Annotated in this window: 10 protein-coding genes and 1 riboswitch; of the genes, 6 read left to right on the plus strand and 4 right to left on the minus strand. The window is 72.1% G+C overall.

The window, feature by feature from the left end; translation table 11 throughout:
• Positions 1 to 88: 88 nt before the first annotated feature.
• A complete protein-coding gene (locus tag AC1DW8_RS12505; protein ID WP_478094357.1) occupies positions 89 to 1,039 on the minus strand; it encodes a type IV toxin-antitoxin system AbiEi family antitoxin domain-containing protein in 951 nt (316 codons plus the stop codon).
• A gap of 190 nt (positions 1,040 to 1,229) precedes the next feature.
• Between AC1DW8_RS12505 and AC1DW8_RS12510 the strand changes: the two genes are divergently transcribed.
• From AC1DW8_RS12510 to AC1DW8_RS12530, 5 genes are all read left to right on the plus strand, one after another.
• Entirely contained in the window at positions 1,230 to 2,045 is an 816-nt protein-coding gene (locus AC1DW8_RS12510; RefSeq protein WP_056780260.1) for a thymidylate synthase, read from the plus strand.
• Positions 2,046 to 2,073: 28 nt separating this feature from the next.
• The gene (locus AC1DW8_RS12515; RefSeq protein ID WP_478094359.1) at positions 2,074 to 2,553 is read left to right on the plus strand and encodes a dihydrofolate reductase; all 480 of its coding nucleotides are present in this window, start codon (positions 2,074 to 2,076) and stop codon (positions 2,551 to 2,553) included.
• 203 nt (positions 2,554 to 2,756) lie between these two features.
• Complete coding sequence (gene dapA / locus AC1DW8_RS12520) at positions 2,757 to 3,677, plus strand: 4-hydroxy-tetrahydrodipicolinate synthase (RefSeq protein ID WP_478094361.1); 921 nt, start codon at positions 2,757 to 2,759, stop codon at positions 3,675 to 3,677.
• A gap of 66 nt (positions 3,678 to 3,743) precedes the next feature.
• Positions 3,744 to 5,429, plus strand: coding sequence for a ribonuclease J (locus tag AC1DW8_RS12525; protein WP_056824824.1), 1,686 nt, complete (start codon positions 3,744 to 3,746; stop codon positions 5,427 to 5,429).
• 1 nt (position 5,430) lies between these two features.
• Positions 5,431 to 6,510 carry an endonuclease/exonuclease/phosphatase family protein gene (locus AC1DW8_RS12530; protein WP_056780246.1) on the plus strand — a complete coding sequence of 360 codons (1,080 nt, stop codon included), beginning with the start codon at positions 5,431 to 5,433 and terminating at the stop codon, positions 6,508 to 6,510.
• Positions 6,511 to 6,588: 78 nt separating this feature from the next.
• Here the strand turns inward: AC1DW8_RS12530 and AC1DW8_RS12535 are convergent, their stop codons facing one another.
• Complete coding sequence (locus AC1DW8_RS12535; RefSeq protein WP_478094363.1) at positions 6,589 to 7,986, minus strand: aminotransferase class V-fold PLP-dependent enzyme; 1,398 nt, start codon at positions 7,984 to 7,986, stop codon at positions 6,589 to 6,591.
• 36 nt (positions 7,987 to 8,022) lie between these two features.
• Positions 8,023 to 8,148: riboswitch (SAM riboswitch) on the minus strand.
• A gap of 201 nt (positions 8,149 to 8,349) precedes the next feature.
• On the opposite strand from AC1DW8_RS12535, the gene AC1DW8_RS12540 reads away from it, so the two are divergent.
• Positions 8,350 to 11,283 carry an FtsK/SpoIIIE family DNA translocase gene (locus AC1DW8_RS12540; RefSeq protein WP_478094365.1) on the plus strand — a complete coding sequence of 978 codons (2,934 nt, stop codon included), beginning with the start codon at positions 8,350 to 8,352 and terminating at the stop codon, positions 11,281 to 11,283.
• A gap of 51 nt (positions 11,284 to 11,334) precedes the next feature.
• Here AC1DW8_RS12540 and AC1DW8_RS12545 read toward each other — a convergent pair whose 3' ends face one another.
• Positions 11,335 to 12,012, minus strand: coding sequence for a response regulator transcription factor (locus tag AC1DW8_RS12545; protein ID WP_020142628.1), 678 nt, complete (start codon positions 12,010 to 12,012; stop codon positions 11,335 to 11,337).
• A complete protein-coding gene (locus AC1DW8_RS12550; RefSeq protein WP_478094368.1) occupies positions 12,009 to 14,702 on the minus strand; it encodes a DUF4118 domain-containing protein in 2,694 nt (897 codons plus the stop codon). Before AC1DW8_RS12550 ends, AC1DW8_RS12545 begins: the two co-directional genes overlap by 4 nt.
• Positions 14,703 to 14,710 lie beyond the last annotated feature (8 nt).

Here is a 14,710-nt window from a genome sequence, read left to right on the forward strand (position 1 = left end):
GCGGCGGGGTCGCCTGCCAGCGCAGGTCCGTGTGCATTCGCTGCCCTTCTGAGGGCTGCATCTGCACACGGAGTCGGGTTGACGACCGTCATCCGAGCCTTTGCCGGGTGACGAGGCACGCTGGGAGGTGGCAGGGCTCGGCCCTGCCGGCCCACCCGCGGTCCCTGAAGATCGCGTCGAGGTCGGCCGCGAGCCCGCACGGTGCATGAGCGACCTCGAGCCATGTGGGGCGGACGGTCAGCCAGCCCGCGACCGCGCCGTCGAGGTCTCGCCGCCGGTCGACGGACTGGGCGGCCCAGCCCTCGTGCCCGAGTCGACCGTCCACCTCCACGACGACCTTCACCTCGTCGTAGGCGCTGTCCCGGTGTCGTTGTCCGGCAGCGGGTGCCTGCCGCCGTCCGACGAGGAGCCGGTGCGCACGCTCGACGTCGCGAACGTAGCGATACTCCGCTGCACTCTCGACGCCGTCTCGGACCTTACCCAGGGCCTCGAGCAACATCCTCCGCCGCGGCTGCCGCGGCCGTGCTGCGAGGGCACGGAGGAGCTGCTCCGGTGTGCAGAGGCGCAGCTGCTGCGCCTTGGCCATCACGGCCACCGAACGATCGAGGGTCTGGCCGGCGCAGAGGTCGAAGACGGTGTGCGCGGCCGCGACCCGATGCGGCCACGCAGCGGGGTCCAGGCGTTCGTCGAAGTGCCGGCTCCGCACCATCGTGATCCCGTCGCGCGCGCGTCCCGACCGCCCGAGCGGAACGACGACCTCGATCGGGTCATCCGGGCGGTTGAGCAGCGTCCAGGCGTGGCCTGCGCTGACGCCGTGCAGCGCCGCCGGCCGACCCACGTGCAGCAGGGCGGCGATGGCCCTCAGGTCCCAACCAGACCGGCCCGGCTCGGTGAGGAACACGCGCGGGTGCACCACGGTCCACCGACCTGAGTGAACCCTCCAGCGGATCGCCTTCTCGGTCAGTCCCGCCGCCAGAGCCTGTTCGCGCGTCACGAGGCCCGACTGTCCCCGGATGCGGGCCGCGAGCAGAGGATCCATGACATGAGCCTGTCGGCGCAGGAGCCTCCGGTGCGTAGCCCATCCACAGCCTCAGCCGACGCCCTGCAGGCAAGGGCTTCGTGTGCGCCGGCGGCCCTGCGCGGGGCGCCTCCTGCACACGAACGCGCTCGACATGGCGCGGCGGCACGGCGTCCGGCCGCTGCAGGGCCTGCGGGTTAGGCTGCGGATCGTGCGGCAGTACCTCGATCTCCTCGACCACGTCCTGACCCACGGTCAGGAGAAGTCCGACCGGACGGGCACGGGCACGCTCAGCGTGTTCGGCCACCAGATGCGCTTCGACCTCGCCGACGGCTTCCCGGCCGTGACGACCAAGAAGCTGCACCTGCGCTCGATCATCGGCGAGCTGCTGTGGTTCCTGCGCGGCGACACCAACGTGCGCTGGCTCCAGGAGCGGGGGATCTCGATCTGGGACGAGTGGGCCGACCCCGCCACAGGCGACCTCGGCCCGATCTACGGCTACCAGTGGCGATCGTGGCCCACGCCCGACGGCCGACGCGTCGACCAGATCGCCAAGGTCATCGAGCAGATCCGCACCAACCCCGACAGCCGCCGCCTCATCGTCTCGGCCTGGAACGTCGCCGACGTCGACGACATGGCCCTGCCGCCGTGCCACACGATGTTCCAGTTCTACGTCTCGCCGCCCGGACCCGACGGCCGCCGGCGCCTCTCGTGCCAGCTCTACCAGCGCAGCGCCGACATCTTCCTCGGCGTGCCGTTCAACATCGCGAGCTACGCCCTGCTGACGCAGATGGTCGCCCAGCTGACCGACCTCGAGCCGGGGGAGTTCGTGCACACGCTCGGCGACGCGCACCTCTACCTCAACCACCTCGACCAGGCCCGCCTGCAGCTGACCCGCACCCCGCACGCGCTCCCGACGATGCGCATCACGCCGGGCAAGACGAACATCGACGACTTCGACCTCGACGACTTCGAGCTCGTCGACTACGTCGCCGATCCGGGCATCAGGGCCCCCATCGCCGTCTGAGCGGCCCGAGTCTGGGAGCCTTGGCGCCATGACCACCGCGCTGCCGAACGTGACGATGATCGCCGCCGTCGGACGCAACGGCGTCATCGGTGACGGGCTGACGATGCCGTGGCACCTGTCCGAGGACCTCAAGTTCTTCAAGCGCACGACGATGGGCCACCCGATGGTCATGGGCCGCCGCACGTTCGACTCGATGGGCGCGCTCCCCGGCCGGCGCAGCGTCGTCGTCACCCGCCAGCGCGACTGGAGCGCTCCCGGCGTCGAGGTCGCGCACTCCCTCCCCGAGGCGCTCGCGCTCGTGGCCGAGGCCGAGCAGGTCTTCGTCGTCGGCGGGGGAGAGATCTACCGACAGGCGATGGCGTATGCCGTCCGCCTCCTCGTGACGGACGTCGACCAGTCCCCGGAGGGCTCGGTCACCTTCCCGGCCATCGACCCGGACATCTGGACCGAGACCGCCCGCGACGAGCAGCCCGGCTTCGCCTGGGTCACCTACGAGCGGCGCGGCTGACACGGCATACGCGATCACGCGAAAGAAAGCCCGGATCGGGCTGTAACGCCCGGGCGAACCCGCCGATATAGGAGGTGGCGAGGCACTACTCGGACCCCCGAGCGAGTAGTGCCTCGCCTCTTTCGTGCCCCCGGCGAACCGGCCCGGGTCTCCGGCGTGGGCGTGGCGTCGTGAGCGAGGGCCCGGGCGCTAACCTTGGCCTCATGGCTGACGCACCCGCCCTCGGACGTGTTCTCTCGGCGATGGTCACGCCCATGCGGCCCGATGGCTCGATCGACCTCGACGCCGCGCAGCGGGTCGCGGCCCACCTCGTCGACGCTGGTCACGACGGCCTCGTCGTCTCGGGCACGACCGGCGAGTCGCCCACCACCTCGTCCGACGAGAAGGACGAGCTGCTCCGCGCCGTCATCGAGGCCGTCGGCGACCGCTGCGTCGTCATCGCGGGCGCCGGCAGCAACGACACCGCCAAGAGCGTCGAGGCGGTGCGCCACGCGCAGAAGGCCGGCGCCGACGCGGTGCTCGCCGTGACGCCGTACTACAACAAGCCACCGCAGGCCGGCCTCGTCGCCCACTTCACGGCCCTCGCCGACGCGAGCGACCTGCCCGTCATGGTCTACGACATCCCCGGCCGCTCGGGCATCGCCATCGCGCGCGAGACCTACCTGCGCATCGCCGAGCACGACCGCATCGCCGCCGTGAAGGACGCCCGCGGCGACCTCTGGTTCGCGAGCGAGATGATGCAGGAGACGGGCCTCGACTGGTATTCCGGCGACGACGCCATGAACCTCGGCCACTTCCTCAACGGGGCCGTCGGCTTCGTCGGCGTCACGTCCCAGGTGGCCCCGGCGGCCTACCGGGAGATGGCCGACGCCGTCGTCGACGGGCGCTGGGACGACGCCCGAGCCGTGCACCGACGCCTCACCCCGATCGTCAACGCCGTCATGAACGTCACCCAGGGCGCCATCATGGCCAAGGCCGGCCTCGCCGAGCAGGGCATCATCGAGTCGACGGCCGTGCGGCTGCCGCTCGTGCCCGCCGACGAGGAGCAGACCGCCCTCGTCCGGGCCGCTCTCGCCGCTCTCGCCGCTCTCGCCGCCACCGCGGCCCACCCGGCGGTCGGATGACCGCCCCGCTGACCTCTGACCGGAGCCCTCGACGGCCCGGCAGCACCACCGAATGACAGGACACCTGTGAGCCACCCCCACCCCGAGCTGACCACGCCGCCAGCCCTCCCCGACAACGGCCTGAGGGTCGTCGCGCTCGGAGGGCTCGGCGAGGTCGGCCGCAACATGGCCGTGCTGGAGACGAAGGGCAAGCTGCTCGTCATCGACTGCGGCGTGCTCTTCCCCGAGGACCACCACCCCGGAGTCGACCTCATCCTGCCGGACTTCACCTACATCGCCGACCGGCTCGACGACATCGAGGCCATCGTCCTCACCCACGGCCACGAGGACCACATCGGCGCCGTGCCCTACCTGCTCAAGCTCAAGGGCGACATCCCGATCATCGGCTCGACCCTGACCCTGGCGCTCGTCGAGGCCAAGCTCAAGGAGCACCGGATCCGTCCGTACTCCATGGCCGTCAAGGAGGGCCAGCGCGAGAAGCTCGGCGTCTTCGACCTCGAGTTCGTCGCGGTCAACCACTCGATCCCCGATGCGCTCGCCGTCTTCGTGCGCACCGAGGCCGGCACGCTGCTGCACACCGGCGACTTCAAGATGGACCAGCTGCCGCTCGACGGTCGCCTCACCGACCTGCGTGCTTTCGCCCGGCTCGGCGAGGAGGGCGTCGACCTCTTCCTCACCGACTCGACGAACGCCGACGTCCCCGGCTTCACGACGCCCGAGCTCGAGATCGCTCCGGCCATCGACAAGGTCTTCCGTCACGCCCAGCGCCGCGTCATCGTCGCCTGCTTCAGCAGCCACGTGCACCGCGTGCAGCAGGTGCTCGACGCCGCGGAGAAGGCCGGCCGCAAGGTCGCCATGGTCGGGCGCTCGATGGTGCGCAACATGGGCATCGCCGCCGAGCTCGGCTACCTCCGCGTGCCCGACGGCATCCTCATCGACATCAAGAAGATCGACAGCCTGCGTGACGACGAGCTCGTCCTCATCTGCACCGGCTCCCAGGGCGAGCCGATGGCGGCCCTCTCGCGGATGGCGAACCGCGAGCACCGCATCGACGTCGGCCCCGGCGACACGGTGCTGCTCGCGAGCAGCCTCATCCCCGGCAACGAGAACGCCGTCTACCGCATCATCAACGGCCTCATGCGCCTCGGCGCCAACGTCGTGCACAAGGGCAATGCCAAGGTGCACGTCTCGGGCCACGCCAGCGCGGGCGAGCTGCTCTACTGCTACAACATCGTCAAGCCGCGCAACGTCCTTCCCGTGCACGGCGAGTGGCGGCACATGTATGCCAACGCCCAGCTCGCCATCGCCTCCGGCGTCCACGAGGACAACGTCGTGCTCGCCGAGGACGGCGTCGTCGTCGACCTCGTCAACGGGGTCGCCGAGGTGACCGGTGTCGTCGAGTGCGGCTACGTCTACGTCGACGGCAGCAGCGTGGGCGGCGCCGACGAGGCGCTGCTCAAGGACCGTCGGATCCTGCGCGACGAGGGTTTCATCACCTGCGTCGTCGTGCTCGACGCGGCCACCGGCAAGATCGCGAGCGGCCCGGAGATCACGGCCCGCGGGTTCGTCGAGGACGACGAGATCTTCCAGCAGGTCATCCCCAAGGTCGAGCGGGCCATCGAGGAGGCCGTCGCCAAGGGTGTCCGCGACGACCAGCAGCTCCAGCAGGTCATCCGGCGCGCCGTCGGCTCGTGGGTCGGTGGCAAGATCCGCCGCCGGCCGATGATCATCCCGGTCGTGCTGCAGGCCTGACGTGACGGTGCAGGAGGCCGACCGGGGGCACCTCGACAGCGACGACGGCCACGACGGGCCCTCCGGTCGTCCGGGGGAGCCCGCCGAGTCGTCGACGCGGGAGCCGGCCGGGCGTCGTCCCCGCCGGCGCTGGGTCGACGTCGTCATCGGCGTCGTCCTGCTCGGGCTCGTCGCCGTCGGGGCGCTGCGCTGGTACGACTCGACGGCATACGTCGTCGTCGTGCTCCAGACGGCTGGGCCCTTCGTCGTCATCGGCCTGGGCCTGCTCGCCGTGGCGACGCTCGTGCTACGGCGGTGGTGGATGCTCGTCCCCGTCGTCGTCGCGCTCGTCGTGGCGGCGACGGTCGCGGCGCCGGCCTTCCGGGCCACCTCCTCGCCGAAGGCCGACCGCGACCTCACGGTCATGTCGGCCAACGTCTGGATCGGGTCGGCCAACGCCGGCCAGCTCATGGACGCCGTGCGCTTTCACTCCGTCGACGTCCTCGTGCTCACCGAGGCGACGCCCGCGATCCTGCGGCGGCTCGACGCCGAAGGGGCGGCCGACTACTTCAGCCAGCGGGAGGGCGTCGCCCGGGCCAGCACCTACACGGGGACGATGGTCCTGTCGCGCTACCCGCTCTCGGTGCGCAGCCTCGGCACCGACCCGGCGCTCGAGGGCACCCGGAGCGTCCAGCCCGAGGTCGACGTGACCGTGCCCAACGGCACGGTGCGTCTCAAGGTCGCCCATCCCACGGCGCCCTTGCGCGGTGACACCGTCGAGTGGCGCGCGGGCCTGCGGGCGCTCCAGTCGTGGAAGCAGCGTCTCGACGGCGACGAGCTCCTCGTCATGGCCGGCGACTTCAACGCCGGCTTCGGCCACCCCGGCTTCCGCGACCTCGCCGCGGGCCTCGACGACGCGCAGCGCACCGACGGGCAGGGGTGGGTGCGCACCTGGCCCTTCGCGGGCAACCGGCTTCCGGCCTTCGTCCAGCTCGACCACCTGTTGAGCCGCGGCCTCACGGTCGTCGAGGCCGGGCAGGTGGCTCTCAATCGCGCCGACCACGCCGCGGTCTGGGCGAGCTACGCCCTGCCGGCGCGCTGACCCGACCCTGAGCGTTCGAGCGCACCGACCGCGCGCCCGCGCTCGGGCACGGACCCGCTCAGCGGCGTACGTCCGCGGTCACCAGGGTCGCTCGACCTCGACGTCGCGCGGGTCGGTGCCCTCGAGCGCCCATCCGGTCTCCGTGAGCGACCACTCCGCGTCGGTGCCCTGCTCGACGAGCCGCGCGACGGCGGCGAGGAGCCGCTCGACGCCCTCGAGCGTGCTGCCGAGGCCGATGCTGGCGCGGACCGCGGTGGCGGAACGCTCGCCCCACGGGTCCTCGAGGAGCTCGTCGACGAGCAGGTGGGCGCAGAACTTGCCGTCCCGCACGCCGATGCCGTGCTCGACGGAGAGGACCTGCGACACGAGCGAGGAGTCCCAGCCGTCGATGGTGAAGGCGACGACGCCGACCCGGTCGCTGTCGTCACCGAAGATCGACAGGACCTCGACGCCCGCGACGTCGTCGAGTCCGGCGCGGAGCCGCTCGAGGAGGCGGGTCTCGTGCTCCTCGATGGCGTCGCGGTGCCGGCTGATCGTCGAGCAGGCCGCGGCGAGGGCGATGGCTCCGATGACGTTGGGGCTGCCGCCCTCGTGGCGCGCCGGCCCGGTCGCCCACGTGGTGCCGTCCTCGGTCACCGAGCGCGTCGCGCCGCCACCGAGCAGGTAGGGGTTGCCGGCGTCGAGCCAGTCGGAGCGCCCGGCGAGGACGCCCGCGCCGTAGGGGGCGTACGTCTTGTGCCCCGAGAACGCGACGTAGTCGGCGTCCCACGCGGCGAGGTCGATGGTGCGGTGCGCCGAGAGCTGGGCCGCGTCGACGGCGATCCGGGCGCCGTGCTCGTGCGCCAGGGTGGCGAAGCGCTCGACCGGCCAGACCTCTCCCGTCACGTTCGAGGCGGCCGCGACGACGACGAGGCGGTGGCGCGACGGGTGGTCGGTCAGCGCCTCCTCGAGCAGGGCGTGCGCGTCCTCGACGGTCTGCGGGACGGGGAGGCGCACGGTGCGGAAGCGGCCCCAGGGCAGCAGGGTCGAGTGGTGCTCGGTGCCGAAGACGAAGACCGTCGTGCGGCTCGGCAGCGCCTTGCTCAGCAGGGCCCACGAGTCGGTCGTCGTCCGGGTGAAGATGACGGAGTCGCCCTCACGCGCGCCGACGAAGGCGGCGACCTCGGCGCGGGCCTGCTCGTACCACGCGCTCGTCAGCCGCGAGGCGAACCCGGCGCCGCGGTGCACGGAGGAATAGGTCTCGAGGGCGCGGTCGACGGCCGCCTGGACCGTCTCGAGCGCCGGCGTCGAGGCCGCGTGGTCGAGGTTGGCGTATGCCGTGTCGCCGTGGAGCGTGGGCACGCGCAGTCCCGCGCCGACGACGGTGGGCAGGGTGCGCGCCTCGGGCACGACGTGCAGGGCGCGGGTGCGCACGACGGGTGCGGGGGAGCCGCCACAGAGGGAGGCCGCTGGGTGCGTCGAGGGAAGGACCGACATGGGAGTGCTCCTGGGTCATGGGACCCACCCGGTGCAGGTCCGCGCTTGCCGACCTCGATCACACGTTCAGACCGAGGGTGGCCTGGTCGTCACCCGGAGCACCCCACCGCGGAGGAGGGTTGCTGGCCAGCGAGCCGGGGCTTGTCACTGGCACTCATGACCTGCGCACGACGATAAAGGGGTCGGTCACCGGCTGTCCACCGGTCGGTCCCCGGGTGTCGCGATCTGAGACGCCGACCCCGCCGGGGACCTCGCGGGACGGTGGCGGGCGCGCCCACGGCATACGGCAGCCGCGTCCGACTGGTCAGCCCTGTTGCGCGTGTGACGCGTGAGTTCAGCGGTGCGTTGACGTACGGTGCGAGCATGGCGTCACGTCCGTCCACCAGCCAGCGCTCGAGCTCCGCCGCGGCCACCCGCGCCAAGGGGTCCGCGGGCAGCGCCTCGTCACGCCCTCCCGCAGCCCGGGGCGGCCGGCCCGCGCAGCGCAAGCCCGCGGCCCGCAAGCCCGCCGCCAAGACCGCGTCCAAGACGCGGGGCGGAGGCCTCCCCTTCCCGTTCGGCGCGATGCGCAACACCTGGATGGGCGTCTCGCACATGGCCGGGGGAGCGGTGCGCCGCGTCGGGCACAGCGCCGCCGACCTCGAGCCGGAGCACCGCCGCGACGGCATCGGCTTCGCGCTCATCGCGCTCGCCGTGGTCGTCGCCGCGCGTGAGTGGTGGGGCGTCTCCGGCACCTTCGGCCAGGTGGTGCACGCCGTCTTCGCCGGCACCTTCGGCCGCGTCGCCTACGCCGTCCCGCTCGTGCTGCTCGCCCTCGGCCTGCGCATGCTTCGCGCTCCCCAGGACGACGCGGCGACCAACCGCGTCGTCGTCGGCACCATCGCCCTGACCTTCGCCGCGTGCGGTCTGTCGCACCTTGCCGACGGCATCCCCAACCCGCCCGACGGCGCCGACGGCATGCGTGCCGCCGGCGGCATCCTCGGCTTCCTCGCCTCGAGCCCGCTCGCGGCGGCCGTCTCGACCTACGGGGCGCTCGTCCTGCTCGTCCTGCTCGGGCTCTTCGGCCTGCTCGTCATCACGGCGACGCCGGTCAACATGATCCCGACCCGCCTGCGCCAGCTGCGCGCCCTCGTCATCGACCGCGACCACGTCGACGAGCAGCCCGACGAGGCGCTCGACGCCCCTGCCGCAGCGGTGAAGCGCGCGCGCCGCAAGGCCGTCGACCTCGCCGACCGCGACGGCGACGAGGCGTTCCGCCAGGCCGCGCAGAAGGCCCTCGAGGACGAGGCGACGACGCAGCTGCGACCGGGCGAGAAGCGCCCCACGCCTCCCGGGCTGCTGGCTCCCCGTCCCGGCGGCGAGAAGGGCGGCGAGAAGGTCATCGACGCCACCGACCCCAAGACCCTCGGGGCTCCCGACACGAGCAAGGTCGGCCCCAAGGCCGAGCTCATCCCGCCGCCCATGTCCGACCTGCCGGCTCGCGTCGAGCAGCTCAGCCTCGGCGGCGACATCACCTACCAGCTGCCCGACCACGCGATGCTGACGCCGGGGCCGCCGCACAAGACGCGCAGCGAGACCAACGACCGCGTCGTCGAGTCGCTGACCAACGTCTTCGACCAGTTCGACATCGACGCCGCCGTCACGGGGTTCACCCGCGGCCCGACGGTCACGCGCTACGAGGTCGAGCTCGGCTCGGGCACCAAGGTCGAGCGCGTCACCGCGCTCTCCAAGAACATCGCGTATGCCGTCGCCTCGGCCGACGTGCGCATCCTCAGCCCCATCCCGGGCAAGTCCGCCATCGGCATCGAGATCCCGAACCTCGACCGCGAGAACGTGTCCCTCGGCGACGTGCTGCGCAGCAACACGGCCCGCACCAACGAGCACCCGATGGTCATGGGTGTCGGCAAGGACGTCGAGGGCGCCTACGTCATCGCCAACCTCGCGAAGATGCCGCACCTGCTCGTCGCGGGCGCCACCGGATCGGGCAAGTCGAGCTTCGTCAACTCGATGATCACCTCGATCCTCATGCGCTCGACGCCCGAGGAGGTCCGGATGATCCTGGTCGACCCGAAGCGCGTCGAGCTGACGGCCTACGAAGGCATCCCGCACCTCATCACGCCGATCATCACCAACCCCAAGAAGGCCGCCGAGGCCCTCGCGTGGGTCGTCAAGGAGATGGACCAGCGCTACGACGACCTCGCGGCGTTCGGCTTCAAGCACGTCGACGACTTCAACAAGGCGGTCCGCGCCGGCAAGGTCAAGCCGCTGCCGGGCTCGGAGCGCCAGATCACGACCTACCCGTACCTCCTCGTCGTCGTCGACGAGCTCGCCGACCTCATGATGGTCGCCCCGCGCGACGTCGAGGAGTCGGTGGTGCGCATCACCCAGCTCGCCCGTGCCGCCGGCATCCACCTCGTCCTCGCGACGCAGCGTCCGTCGGTCGACGTCGTCACGGGCCTCATCAAGGCCAACGTCCCCTCGCGCATGGCGTTCGCGACGTCCTCGCTCGCGGACTCCCGCGTCGTGCTCGACCAGCCCGGCGCCGAGAAGCTCATCGGCCAGGGTGACGCGCTCTTCCTGCCGATGGGCGCGAGCAAGCCGATGCGTGTCCAGGGCGCGTGGGTCAACGAGTCCGAGATCCACGAGGTCGTCAAGTTCGTCACGACCCAGCTCAAGCCCAACTACGTCGAGAACGTCACCGTCGCGGCGCCCAAGAAGCAGATCGACGACGACATCGGCGACGACCTCGACGTGCTGCTCCAGGCCACCGAGCTCGTCGTCACGACCCAGTTCGGCTCGACGTCGATGCTCCAGCGCAAGCTGCGCGTCGGCTTCGCCAAGGCCGGACGGCTCATGGACCTGCTCGAGTCGCGCGGCGTCGTCGGCCCGAGCGAGGGCTCCAAGGCCCGCGACGTGCTCGTGCGCCCGGACGACCTCGAGCAGACGCTCGCGCTGCTGCGCGGCGAGGACGTGCCGCACCCCAACGAGCCCGTCGACGCCGATGACCTCGCCGAGATCATCGAGCCCGCCGAGCCGTATGCCGCCCCGCCCGTCGACGTGGAGCCTGCCGAAGCGTCGGCCGGCTACGCCGAGGAGCCCGACGAGGAGGTCGCGCCGCAGCGCACGGCCTCGCTCGTCGCCGAGCGCGGTGAGCAGCGTGCCCACGAGGACGAGACCACCGCGGTCCCGATGGCGCGGTGGACGCCCGGCGACATGACGCGCACGGTCGACGAGGACGACGAGGAGTCCGAGGACGCCTGGAACCTCACCGACCGCGGCGGCCGAGAGCGCTACTGACCCCCGAGGGCCCGACACCCGACAGCCGCGAGTCCCGCCCGCCCCCGCGGTTCAGGGGTTGAAGCGGTAGCCGAGACCGGGCTCGGTGACGAGGTGGCGCGGGTTCGCCGGGTCGGGCTCGAGCTTGCGGCGCAGCTGGTTGGCGTAGACGCGCAGGTAGTTCGACTCGCGCCCGTACGAAGGGCCCCAGACGGCTCGGAGCAGGTCCTGCTGCTGGACGAGGTGACCGGGCTCGCGGCACAACGCCTCGAGCACCCGCCACTCGGTCGGCGTGAGACGGACGTCCTCGCCCTCGACGGTCGCCCTCCGCTCGGCGAAGTCGAGGACGAAGTGGTCGGTCACGACCGGCCCGAGGTGCCGGCCGAGGTCGCCGCCGCGGCGCACGGCCGCGCGCACCCGAGCGAGGAGCTCCTCGACGCCGAAGGGCTTCGTGACGTAGTCGTCGGCACCGAGGTCGAGCGCCTCGATCTTGTCGTCGGACTCGTGACGTGCCGACAGGACGATGACCGGGACGACCGAGGCGGCGCGGATGCGGCGGAGCACCTCGGTGCCGTCGAGGTCGGGCAGTCCGAGGTCGAGGATGACGACGTCGGGTGCGTCCTCGAGCACCGACTGAACCGCGGTGCGACCGTCGGCGGCTGTGACGACCTCGTTGCCGTGGGCCCGCAGCGCGATCGTCAGGGTGCGCTGCAGCCGCGGGTCGTCGTCGACGACGAGCACTCGGGTCACGCGTCCTCCTTCGTCTCGGCAGGCTCGGCAGGCTCGGCAGGCTCGGCAGGCTCGGCAGGCTCGGCAGGCTCGGCAGGCCCGGCCGGCTCGGTCGAGGTGATGCGGTCAGCCACGTCGGTGCCGTCATCACCTCGAACCGAGGGGACCGTCGGGGTGAGGGGCAGCTCGACGACCATCGTGAGGCCACCGCCGGGGGTGTCCTCCGGGACGAGCGAGCCGCCCAGCACGGTCATCAGTCCCCGGGCGACGGCCAGGCCGAGGCCGAGGCCGTCGCCCTGCGGGGCGTCTCCTGCCCGCTGGAACGCAGCGAAGATGCGCTCCTTGTCGGCATCGGACACGCCCGGTCCGCGGTCGATGACCCTCAGCTGCACGGTGTCTCCGATCCGGCCTGCCGTGAGGCGCACCTCTGCGTCGCCGCTGTGCCTCAGGGCGTTCTCGACGACGTTGGCGAGCACGCGGTCGAGCAGTCCCAGGTCGGTCCGCACGAGGGGGAGGTCCGGCTCGAGGTCGACCTCGACGCGCTGGGGGGCGGAGGTGGTGCGCACCGTCGACACGACGGCGTCGAGCAGGTCGATCGAGTGGTGGTGCGCGCGCACGGCACCGGTCTCGAGCCGGGACAGGTCGAGGAGGTTGCCGATGAGGGCGTCGAGGCGGTCCGCGCTCTCCTCGATCGACTCGAGCAGCTCTGCCTCGTCGTCGGCCGTCAGGTCGAGACCGGACTGGCGCAGCGTGGAGACCCCCGCCTTGATGCTCGCGAGGGGCGTGCGCAGATCGTGCGAGACGGCGGCGAGCAGGGTCGTGCGCGCGGCGTTGTCGCGGGCGAGCCCGGCGGCCTCGCGCGCGGCCCGGACGAGCTGCTCGCGTCCGTGCAGGATCGCGGCGTGGGTGGCGTACGCGTTGACGACGCGCTGGTCCTCTGCCGCCACGGGCGGTCCGTCGAGCAGCAGGTGGACACCGTCGTCGACGGTGATGTCCAGAGCCCACACGGCGCCGGCCGGGAGCACGGTGCCCGCGGGCAGCTGGGGGTCGGTCGAGGCGACGACGGTCGATGGCTGGTCCGGGTGCGACTCGGTGAGCACGGCAGCGCGCATGCCGAGGTCGTCGCGCGCACGGTCGAGCAGGGCCGGCAGGGGTCGCGGCTCGGCGAGCAGGTCGCGACTCATCGCGGCGAGCGCCGACGACTCGCGCTCGGCCGAGACCGCCTGCTCGGTGCGCCGGGCTGCGACGTTGACGACCGACGAGACCGCCATGGCCACGAGCACGAAGACGGCGAGAGCCAGGGCGTTGGGTGGGTCACTGATGGTGAGCGTGCCCCGTGGCTCGGTGAAGAACCAGTTGACGACGAGCGAGCCGACGACGGCGCAGAAGAGCGCCGGCCAGATGCCACCCACGAGGGCGCACACGACGGTCAGCGCGAGGTAGAGGAGCAGGTCGAGCGAGAGCGTGTGCCCCTCCCGGGTGGCGACGAGCACGGCGGTCAGCCCGACGAGGGCGACGACGGCGAACAGCATCCCGCCGACGACCCGGCGGGCGGGCAGGCCAGTGGCGTTCCGGCGACGGCTGGCGACCTTCGACCCCTCGTGAGGGACCAGGTGGACGTCGATGTCGCCCGAGCCGTCGGCCACCTCGGAGGCGATGCTCGGACGCAGGATCTGCTGCCACCGGCCTCGCCGGCTGACGCCGACGACGATCTGCGTCGCGTTGACGCCGCGGGCGTGGTCGAGGATCGCCTCTGCGACGTCCTGGCCGGAGACGTCCTGGAACTCCGCCCCGAGGTCGCGAGCCAGTTGCCGCAGCCGAACCAGCACGGCAGGGTCGGTCGACGTGAGGCCCTCGGACGACCGGACGTGACAGGCGATGAGGTCACCGCCGGCCGCGCGGGTGGCGATGCGGGCACCTCGCCGGAGCAGCGTCTCGCTGCCGGCGCCGCCGGTCAGGGCCACGACGACGCGCTCGCGAGTGGGCCACTGCTCGCTGATGCCCTGGTCGGCCCGGTAACGTTCGAGCGCCTCGTCGACCCGGTCCGCGAGCCACAGCAGCGCGATCTCGCGCAACGCGGAGAGGTTCCCCGTCCGGAAGTAGTTGGCGAGGGCGGCATCGACCTTGTCGGGTCCGTAGATGTTTCCGTGCGCCATCCGACGGCGCAGCGCCTCGGGTGACATGTCCACGAGCTCCACCTGGTCGGCCCGGCGTACGACCTCGTCGGGGACGGTCTCCTGCTGTCGGATGCCCGTGATCGACTCGACGACGTCGTTGAGCGACTCGAGGTGCTGGATGTTGACGGTCGAGATGACGTCGATGCCGGCCTCGAGGATCTCCTCGACGTCCTGCCAGCGCTTCTCGTGCCCGCCACGCGACGCGTCCCCGGCCCCGCCGCCCGACGGGGCGCCCGAGCCGGGGACGTTGGTGTGGGCGAGCTCGTCGACGAGGACCACGTGAGGGTGTCGGGCGAGGACCGCGGCGACGTCGAGCTCGGTGAGCCGGTTGCCGCGGTACTCGACCGTGCGACGAGGGAGGACCTCGAGGCCCTCGAGCATGGCCGCCGTGTGGGACCGCCCGTGCGTCTCGACGTAGCCGACGACGACGTCCGTGCCCCGCGAGAGGCGCCGGTGCGCCTCGTCGAGCATCGCGACCGTCTTGCCGACTCCGGGCGCGGCCCCGAGGTAGATCCGAAGCGACCCTCGACCCATGCGCTGAT

It is taken from the genome of Terrabacter sp. P2_E3 (genome assembly GCF_056403915.1).

Coding starts and splice junctions, on each gene's coding strand:
- AC1DW8_RS12550 (WP_478094368.1), bottom strand. CDS start 14,702: ATGGGTCGAGGGTCGCTTCGGATCTACCTCGGGGCCGCGCCCGGAGTC.
- AC1DW8_RS12515 (WP_478094359.1), top strand. CDS start 2,074: ATGACCACCGCGCTGCCGAACGTGACGATGATCGCCGCCGTCGGACGC.
- AC1DW8_RS12540 (WP_478094365.1), top strand. CDS start 8,350: ATGGCGTCACGTCCGTCCACCAGCCAGCGCTCGAGCTCCGCCGCGGCC.
- dapA (WP_478094361.1), top strand. CDS start 2,757: ATGGCTGACGCACCCGCCCTCGGACGTGTTCTCTCGGCGATGGTCACG.
- AC1DW8_RS12505 (WP_478094357.1), bottom strand. CDS start 1,039: ATGGATCCTCTGCTCGCGGCCCGCATCCGGGGACAGTCGGGCCTCGTG.
- AC1DW8_RS12535 (WP_478094363.1), bottom strand. CDS start 7,986: ATGTCGGTCCTTCCCTCGACGCACCCAGCGGCCTCCCTCTGTGGCGGC.